Annotated in this window: 1 protein-coding gene; it reads left to right on the forward strand. The window is 47.2% G+C overall.

The window, feature by feature from the left end; translation table 11 throughout:
- Positions 1-262 precede the first annotated feature (262 nt).
- Positions 263-1,087 (forward strand): KAP family P-loop NTPase fold protein (locus HMPREF1627_RS00040; protein WP_034499638.1); only part of this gene is annotated, 825 nt, incomplete at its 3' end.

A 1,087-nucleotide genomic window follows, 5' to 3' on the forward strand; every position in this document is an offset into this window, starting at 1 on the left:
AAATGCAGTATTGAAGCTGGGGCGAGTTTTCTCGCCCCAGCTTTGCGTTCGTAGGCGATGGTCTCAGCGCCAGAGCAAGTGGGTTTGGACGTATATCGAAGTACCCTGTTTTCACGCGCGAGCAGTTATCCTTGCGAATGATTACGTTGGCTACCCCAGCGCTTCGCCGGGCGCGGATATACTCGTTGCTGTTCTCGTGAAATCTGCGGTTAGCGTGTTACGAAGTACCGGAAGAGAAGTTCGACGGAGAACTGGAGTAGATATGACTGAAACAAGCTTTACAGGGTTTAACGATGAGCCCACTGAAATAGATTCGTTGAATATAAATGCATATATTGCAGGTTTCAGAGAATTTATAAAGTCGTGTCCCACGCCTATGACGGCCGCGATTCAAGGTGACTGGGGTTCTGGAAAAACCAGCGCTTTGAAGCGTATTAAGAAAAAGCTTGACGGCGAAGGAGCCCAGGTTGTCGAGTTTAATACTTGGCAGTATTCTCAGTTCAATCTCGGTGAGCAGCTGGTTTTCTCTTTGCTCGGTGGCGTTCTTTCAAGTTTGGAGAAACGTATCGATTCTGGGAAGGAGGGGAGAGCAACTGCAGCGAAGGAGAAAATTACTAAGCTTCGGAAGGCTTTGATCCCACTGGCGCTTGCGAGCTTGAAGGTGGCGGGTTATGGCGTCGTAGTTGATGCCGCCGACGCAATGAAAGAGAGAATTGACAAAGCTAAGAAGAAAGATGCCGAGGCGTCAGTTGGTTCTCATCAACTCATCGAAATCATTTCTACAATGCGGGACGATTTTCAAGCGTTGATCAACGAGTTTTTGAAATTTTCTGAAGACACTGGTAAATGTCAAAGTGCCGCGAAACAGGATCGAATATTTATATTTATTGATGATTTGGACCGGCTTGAACCTGAGCGCGCTGTTGAAGTGATGGAGGCACTCAAGGTCTTCATGAATGTTAAGGGTTGCGTTTTTGTTCTCGCAATTGATTTTGAGGTGGTCCTTCGCGGTGTGCGGGCAAAGTACGGACAAGATTTCGACGAAGGTAAAGCTAGAGACTTTTTTGACAAGATAATCCAGGTTCCG

This window comes from Actinomyces sp. S6-Spd3 (assembly GCF_000758755.1).
Taxonomy (GTDB): domain Bacteria; phylum Actinomycetota; class Actinomycetes; order Actinomycetales; family Actinomycetaceae; genus Pauljensenia.